The 7,836-nt window shown below is 57.7% G+C and carries 6 protein-coding genes; 1 reads left to right on the forward strand and 5 read right to left on the reverse strand.

From position 1 onward, the window contains the following. Together A2J02_RS04025 and A2J02_RS04030 are read right to left on the reverse strand one after the other, a co-directional pair. On the reverse strand, positions 1-754 hold a 754-nt coding region (locus A2J02_RS04025; RefSeq protein ID WP_197477927.1), incomplete at its 3' end, for a site-specific DNA-methyltransferase. A 67-nt stretch (positions 755-821) separates the two neighbouring features. Continuing rightward, the gene (locus A2J02_RS04030; protein WP_068047111.1) at positions 822-3,713 is read right to left on the reverse strand and encodes an SNF2-related protein; all 2,892 of its coding nucleotides are present in this window, start codon (positions 3,711-3,713) and stop codon (positions 822-824) included. 676 nt (positions 3,714-4,389) lie between these two features. Between A2J02_RS04030 and A2J02_RS04040 the strand changes: the two genes are divergently transcribed. Then, positions 4,390-4,608, forward strand: a complete 219-nt coding sequence (locus tag A2J02_RS04040; RefSeq protein WP_068047118.1) for a hypothetical protein — start codon at positions 4,390-4,392, stop codon at positions 4,606-4,608. Positions 4,609-4,984: 376 nt separating this feature from the next. Here the strand turns inward: A2J02_RS04040 and A2J02_RS04045 are convergent, their stop codons facing one another. The 3 genes from A2J02_RS04045 to A2J02_RS04055 form a co-directional block, all read right to left on the reverse strand. Beyond that, entirely contained in the window at positions 4,985-6,019 is a 1,035-nt protein-coding gene (locus A2J02_RS04045) for a hypothetical protein (RefSeq protein WP_068047121.1), read from the reverse strand. A 143-nt stretch (positions 6,020-6,162) separates the two neighbouring features. Then, positions 6,163-6,807: a VWA domain-containing protein gene (locus A2J02_RS04050; protein ID WP_231893669.1), complete on the reverse strand. Its 645-nt coding sequence runs from the start codon at positions 6,805-6,807 to the stop codon at positions 6,163-6,165. Positions 6,808-6,901: 94 nt separating this feature from the next. Continuing rightward, a complete protein-coding gene (locus A2J02_RS04055) occupies positions 6,902-7,366 on the reverse strand; it encodes a 5' nucleotidase, NT5C type (protein WP_231893668.1) in 465 nt (154 codons plus the stop codon). Positions 7,367-7,836: the final 470 nt, after the last annotated feature.

The following is a 7,836-nucleotide window of genomic DNA, read 5'->3' on the forward strand; positions in this document are numbered from 1 at the left end:
AGTAAATGTGCAGATATTCGATGTTCTTCTTCAGACGCTTATCCTCTCCGCCACCCGATGCGCCCGCAACGTTCTTCATGTTCACAGAGACTGTATTGATGAAATTATTCTCGCCGAAGACTTCGTTACAGAGCTTTTTGAGATTGTCCTGCTCGCCATCGTCGATCGAGATGAAGATGACTCCGTCGTCCGTAAGCAACTGCCGGGCGAGCTTCAGTCGTGGATACATCATGTTTAGCCAATTTGAGTGATAGCGGCCCTCCGACTCTAAATTTGTACTGACTTTTTTCCCTTCCTCGTTGACCTGCCGAGTCCACTCCAAATAGGTCTTGAGACCCTCTTTGTAGTTATCAGGGTAGACGAAGTCGTTGCCGGTATTGTAGGGCGGATCTATATAGATCATTTTTATCTTGCCATAATAATGTCTCTGCAGAATCTTGAGTACTTCAAGGTTGTCGCCTTCGATAAAGATATTCTTGGTAGTTTCCCAGTCCTTACTGTTCTCGATGTCCGGGTTCAGGGTCGCCATGGTGGGCTCCTGTGAAGCCTGCAGGGCGCGCTTCTTACCAGCCCAGAAAAGACCAAAGCGTTCACGGTCGTCGCCGATGTCATCACCGAGGAGTTCCTTAAGCTTCTCGACATCGATTTTTCCGTCGGCAATAGCCTCGGGAATCAGCTCCGAGAGCTGCGCGGCAAGCTCAGTCTTAAAGTTTGGCGTCCCGCTTGAAGTTTCGTAAATTTCGTCTGTGCTCATTGGTTTGATCCTTGAGTTATTCCTGATGGGTTTATCGTCAGAGTCGTCGCGGCTGCGCGGTTCCTCATCAAGTGACCACCTTCCACCGGATACTGAATAGGTGCTCAATGGCTTGTGTTCCCCTGAGTGCCTGCTCTATTAGCTCAAGGTAAAGGTCGGCTTCTTCGCGCATTTTCCTTCGCGCGACGCGAGCCTCTTCGTCTTTTTCCTCGGCCCGCTCGGCCCACTTGCGAGCGTCCTTCTTGAATCTAAGCTGCTGCATAGGATCATCGGTGCTCCGCGCGCTCTTGCGAGCTTCCTTCTCCTTCGCCTTGTACTCGCGAATTTGACCATCCGACTCGGCTCGTCGGTCCTGCTGATTACGGTATAATAGCTCCTCCTGCTGGTCGTAATAGCGGGAGTTGCGGCCCTGAACTTCGCGCTCCAATTGGTTGCGGCGTTCGGCGAGGTGCTGCTCGAATACGGCGTCATTGATAGCTACTTCGGCACCCTCGTCAGTGCAAGCTAGGTCGAGGATGTCGGCTGCGTATTCGTGATCGAGCCATTGGCCGTCGTCCGTGAGGCCACCGGCGAGCATGTAAGACTCGCTGATGTCATCGTTCTTTGCCTTCATGCTGAAGGTGACGACCTTTACCGTGAGTTCGCCTGACTTGCCTACGAGGTCTTTAACTGCGGTGGTGACACGCTCCGACTGACCCAAGCTGAATGTGAGCTCCTTGGCCGGAGTGTCGCTAGTCTTCGCGGATTCGATCACGTATCCCGCCAGCGGCCCAGAGAACCGATACTGGTGAGCGTTGTCGAGCGGCTCGGACTTGAAGTAGTAACGGCCCCTTGGCGCGTCCTCGACAGGCGACTCACGGAGCACGAATTGCCGACCGTCGCCCTCGAAGTCAGCGTGGTCAGCCAGTTGACGCTTGGTGATGGCGAGTAAAAGGCGTTCGAACTTGTTGAGCACTTCGCCGGACTGCGCGTCGTAAGATTTGAGGCGATCTTGGACGTTGGGGTCGAGGTTGTCGAAGACCTTGGCTTTGGCCGCTGCCATCTCTGAGCTGATCTCGGTCGCGTACGTCTTTTCTAGGTCCTCGAACGCGCGGTTGATGTCGGCGTCGCTGCGGGAGTCGCTGAGAATTCGATTGATGGTCTTCTCAAAGTCGAAACCGTCCTCGATTGAGCCGAGCACCTCGTCAGAAGCACCGAATACACCTTTGAACAAATGAAACTTATTTGCAAGCAATTCGAGTATGCGTGCCTCCGCCGCGTTACCCTTATTTGAGAAATTCGCGACGACTACGTCAAACTTTTGGCCGAAGCGGTGTACACGGCCGATCCGTTGTTCGACTCGTTGCGGATTCCAGGGGAGATCGTAGTTAACGAGCATAGAACAGAACTGAAGGTTGATGCCTTCGGCGGCGGCTTCGGTGGCGATCATGACCTTGCCGCGGTCACGGAAGTAGTCTACGAGCGCCTTTCGACGGTCGGCCGATGCAATGCCAGTGATGATCTCACCGTCTTTGTTCGCTTCGAGCCAGTCGCGGTAGATTTCGTTGGAGGCTGGCGAGGTATTGGTACCGTTAAACAGCACTAGGCCATCACCTCTTCCGCTCTCGGTGAGAGTGCGTGCGATGTACTGCTGTGTCTTGGTCGAGTCCGTAAAGATGATGGCCTTCTGCGGAGCACCAAGTTCCTTGAGGCGTTCGAAGCCCTTGTCCAACGCTTCGCCGAGCTTTACTGCCTTCTGATTGACGGTGATCGAACTCGCCAACGCGGCATACCGGCGCAACTCGAACACCTCTGCACGCATCGCTTCGAGGACATCGTGATTCAGCCCCTCGTCAACGGCTGGGCCGCCGTCCGGCGTCGGCAAACCACCAGCCTCTATCGATTCAAGTTCCTCGTCAGTCAGATCAGCTTCGGCGAAGTCGGCAAGGATAAGCCCGCCTCGGCTGTCACGGCGCACTCCCGATCTGACTTCCGCTTCGAGCCGATCGGCAATGCGCTCAAGTGTGCTGGAGACCGCGTACGTGCTTGATCCTAGACGCTTTCGCAGAATCAGGGCGGTCAGGTGGCGCTGCGAGTTAGAAAATGCGTACAAGACTTCACGCTGCAGGTAATCGTTGACTTTGTCGTAAAGTTCTAGTTCAGCCGAACTCGGCATGAACTCGACAGTAAGCGGCATGCGCTTTGTGAAATGGATGTACCTTGCCGCGTCGCGGCGAAGGGTTCGCTTGCTGATCCCCGCAACGCGCTCGACAAGGTCGTCGTTGTCGCCGATGCCTTTGACCTTGACGTATCGCTCACGAAAGGCTTCGAGGGAGTAGAAGTAGTCGGGATCGAAGACACTGACGAGGCCATACAGCTCTTCTAGTCTGTTTTGCAAGGGCGTGGCGGTGAGGAGGATCGTCTTCTGAGCTTCACGGACGATATGGCTGATCGCCTCAGGCGCTTTGTTGCGGCCGGTATAGAAATTGCGCAACCTATGGGCCTCATCGCAAATCACAAGATCCCACGGACGCAGCAAGCTGGTCTCGTGACGCAACGCGAATTCGTAGGAGCAGATCAATACCTCGGTACCTTCCCTGTTGGTTAGTCCGAGCTGCTCGCCCTTTGACGTTGGGGAGAGAAGTTGACTGGGGATGAGGAATTTTTCCAGAAGCTCCTGCTGCCACTGCTGGCGGAGACTGGACGGCGCAATGATTAGGATCCGACGCTTTCGCTCGGACCAAAATTGAGTGACGACGATGCCTGCCTCGATCGTCTTGCCCAGACCTACTTCGTCTGCGAGAATCACGCCGTTCAGGTAAGGAGTCTGCAGCGCGAAGAGCGCGGCATCAATCTGATGCGGCTTGGGCTCGACTTGGGCGTCGAACAAGATCCCCGCAAGTTTGCCAACATGATCGTTCGCGTAGGCACGCTGAAGCTCATAGGCGTAGTACTTCGCCTGATATGCGTTGAGCGTCATCTACTTCCTAGTGTGTCGAGTGGCTGCATGGACTCATCGTGCCGATGTGGACAGCTTCTGTCTCCCAGCATGTCAGGTGGCCTGTGCCGTTGGCGGCATCTTTGCAGTTAGTCGGCGAGTCTGGGTACGGAGCACACCAAGAGATTCCAGCAATCTGGCCGCGCATGCGCAGGTCAGAGCGTCAGCTCATCGGCAGATCCAGTGGCCTACCCAGCCTTGCTTCAAAGTTCAAAGCGGAGAGCGACAGCAAGCTGTCGGTTGATCTAAGCACACAGACGGGACTGTCCCGGGTTCAGTCGAGTGTCGGGTTGAGTGGTTCAGGCCGCTTATGCGGTCGTGCACCACCGTCCGCGTTTCGCTCGCGATGGTGAACCGACGAAGCCATGCGACGCATCCACTTCCGCCGCGCCTAGCGACGTGAACTGGCTCAACAACGCATTGAGCGACGATGCGTCCCGTTCGTACTCGGTCCATGCACTACCCGCTGGACTACCTGCAGCGACGATCCGCGCGAAGTGTTGGCGGATCGATTGCGTCTCCAGCGATTTGGCGACCGCATTGAGCTGATACACACCTTTATGCGACGTGAGGTTCTCGGTTTACTGGTGAAAATGCGCGAAATTCAGCCATTGGACCTGGTCGCAGCCGACCGCCAGGGATCCACCAACGTGCGCAGATGCGCGATTTCGACCGGCAGTCCTTGGACTTCTCGTTCCATCCGTCGCAGCGCTGTAAGGGACTCGAGCAGCTGAGCCTCAAGGTTGGGCTTTCGTTGCGGATCGAGACGCACCCGTTCGCCGGCCCGGATGCGCTTACGCTGCGCGACTGCGGCGTCATGGATCGCTCGTGCAGACTGCGGCCCGATTCCCGGAACGGCACCGATCTCACCCGGTGATGACTTCGCGAGATCTAATACGGTTCGTAGCCGCGTCTGCTCGAGACTGCCCGGGCGAGTTCCCCTGGGTAAGGACTGTTTCAGACCGGCTGCGGGTGCCTTACGGAGGATGTCGTCGGCTTGCGCATCGAGGACTGCGTGGACGGAGCCCCTGATCGACGCACGCAAACCAACGGCGGCCTGAGTCGCTGCTTCTGCCTCCGCAAATAGGACATCGAACATCTCTGTAGGACGCTTCAGCTCCGAATCGCTCACGCTGAATGTCCTTCCACGCCGTCGCAGTGTCGATAATCAAGATCACAATCGCACACGATCACAACGAGCGTAGGAGTTCCGGTGGTAGCAGTTCCGAGCACATTCACGCGGCACGACTGACCTAGACATTGATTTGCTGGGCGCAATCCAGGACAACGCTCCAGAATTTTTCGAGGTCCAGATCGGAAACCCTGCGACCAGGTGCCGAGGCCCTGTGGTTCTGACCGAGAAATACAGCGAGCTCGGCAAACCCGTCATGCGTGGCGATGTGCGGATACTTCGTCCACGAACCGGAAGCCATCAACTGACCGGACTTGTTTATCCACAGCGACATCGGCGGGTACAGATACCCGAAGGGATGGAAGAACACCGCTCCACGTGGTGGGGTGCCGAACCAGAAATCGTCGTGAGTTCCGTAGGAGACGTCGAGAGCTTCCTGCAGGTCGAACAACTTTTCCGCCAACGCCCGATCACCGTCAGACAGTACGGCCTCCAGGAACGACTCTTTTGTCCAAACAGGTCCCGCAGAGCCGCCGGCCGAATGCGCTTTCGCATCGGCTAACTCACCCCCGTAGGTCGACGGCACCAAGATTTCGAGACCACCGTGCCGGGCGTACGCGAGTTGCAATGCCGTCACGCGGATCTCGACGCGTGTGATTCGATTCAAGTACTCGACCAGTCTCCGCAGATCCGCATCGATGCGGTCTACAGCGAGGCAAAGGTGCACACGTCCGGTGGCGATGTTCTCGGCAAGCCGCTCAACCGCCTCCTCCTCGAGAACCCCTAGGTCGACGCCACCGCGCCTTGCCCACTGTCTCCTGAACGAGGCTTCACCACCCAACGAAATCGCAGAGGCGTAGTCCAAGACCTGCCCGATCACCATCCGCCGTCGCTCTGTGTTCGAGGCCAGCTTGCATTCGACGACGGTGACCGAACCATCACGGTCGACGATGCAGACATCCGCTGGCCCGGCAGACGTGGCCAGCTCCCGTACCGTGAGAGCAGACTCGGAGACACCCGGCACATGCTCCGGCGCGGCAGCAATGATCCGCTGAAGATGGTCCTCATTGTCGTACGCCGACATCTCCGGAGATGCCCATCCGCCCTCGGATCCCAACTCGCGGACTAGAAATCTTGCCGTCTCGTCGTTGACCATCGGACCGCCCTCTCTATCAGGTGACTCGACGTGTAACTCTGCGCGCACTCAGCTGAACACCCAACCGAGCACCGCGGCAACGATGCACAGGAAGAAGATCAGCTCGATCATCCCCTCCGCCGCACCGCTGCCGCCTTTATTCCTCATTCGCCGCGCGCCCTGCGCCGATCGGCTTCGGAGAAACCCTGGGCAAGAGGCGCTCCGTGCACCTGAGCACGCTTGCGGTCCTGGTAGCTCGCCACTGAATCGAAGGCAGCCGTGACGCCGACCGTCGTCGATACGTACGTCATCGACTTATCGCGCGCGAACCCGAGATCAGCGCCCACTTCGACAGCGTCGATGTTGGAACCCAGGAAAACGAAGTCCCACTGGTAATCCCGCTCCTGCTTCGCAATCAGCTTGCGCACAGCAGTATTGGTCCACTCCTTGCTCGCGTTCTCGTGCCCGTCGGTCATCACCAGTACGGTGACCGAGCCAGGGCGGTCGTCCTCCTGTAACCCACTGAGCTCGGCACCCACCTCGGTGACGAGCCGGCCAACAGCGTCGTAGAGGGCAGTCATCCCGCGTGGCTCCAGCACGAGGTTCGGTACTTCCGCGATCGGCTTCGAGCTGTAGACCGACTCGTAACGATCGTCGAACTGCGCCAGGGTGACAACGGTATTGCCGTCGGACTCACGTTCCTTCGCGATGAACGAATCGAACCCGCCGCGGGTGTCATCGGCGATGGTGTTCATCGAACCCGAGCGGTCGAGCAGAGCAGCAACGAGAGAGAGCTGTGTATTGGTCAAAAGAACCTCCTGATGGAAAGTGCGCCGAATGGACGCGGTGAAGATGATGGCCGAACCATACCGAGGGGTACCGACAAGAACTGCGCTATGACGGTCACGCCCGTTCCAGCAGGTAGGCCGTCACCTGGTCCCATGTCTCGAACGGTTCGGTGCCGTAGCGCAGCCATTCCCCTTCGAATTTGCTGGCACCATTATTGCGTCGGTCGTCTACGAGAAAGTCACCGCGATTCAGATTCTTGTGGTGGGACAGGATCAGTCTCTTGTACGCGACGGATCCTTCGTCGAACCCGAGGTGCTTCTGCACCCACAGCACCTTGTCGTGCCAGGCGCTGGGGTTCTTCCAGGGGGCGGTGGAGAGGATGTAGGTGTCGAACACCGCCGCCAACGTGCGGTAAGCGTCGAGCGCGCCGTCGATGGGATCCATCAGCGAGAAGATGTGCGGTACCTCATCGAGATCGTCCGGGTATTTCGCGATATCGGCCGGGTCTGCTCGGTCGATGCCCGACTGGAAGTTCACGAGGGTGTTGTCGAGGTCTACGTAGAGAATTTTCTTGGCCATCGGGCACCTTTTGTCGTGCACCATCGCGGTGCGCTGTCAGGGAAGAAGTCGCGGGAACATCAACACCGCAGGAGACGCAGAACTTGATCCGTTCTGCATTTCGATCATCGCACACGCCTACGACAAGCTGTTTGCGACCGGCCGTCGCCGTGAGCTGTGTCAGACCCGTTCGATACAGTCAGTCGTATCGCGCCGAGACCCGGGGAGAGCGAAACGGGTTGCGCACCATGTACGCACCGCTCGCGCATGTCTTCGTAGCCGTAGCCCACGCTCAACACGTTGCACCCGGCCTGCCCCAAGACGGGTACCAACGTGTGGCGACGGAATTGCAGACCCTCGCGTCCGCCCTTGAGCCCTCCGTATAAACACGAAGCCCGACCCGACGAAAGACTTGGAGACATACATGAAGCAATCCGACTATGCCGCTCCGGAATGGCATTTCGCATCGACGATCGATGGGGATCGGTATG

This window comes from Rhodococcus sp. EPR-147 (genome assembly GCF_001647185.1).
Taxonomy (GTDB): Bacteria; Actinomycetota; Actinomycetes; order Mycobacteriales; family Mycobacteriaceae; genus Rhodococcoides.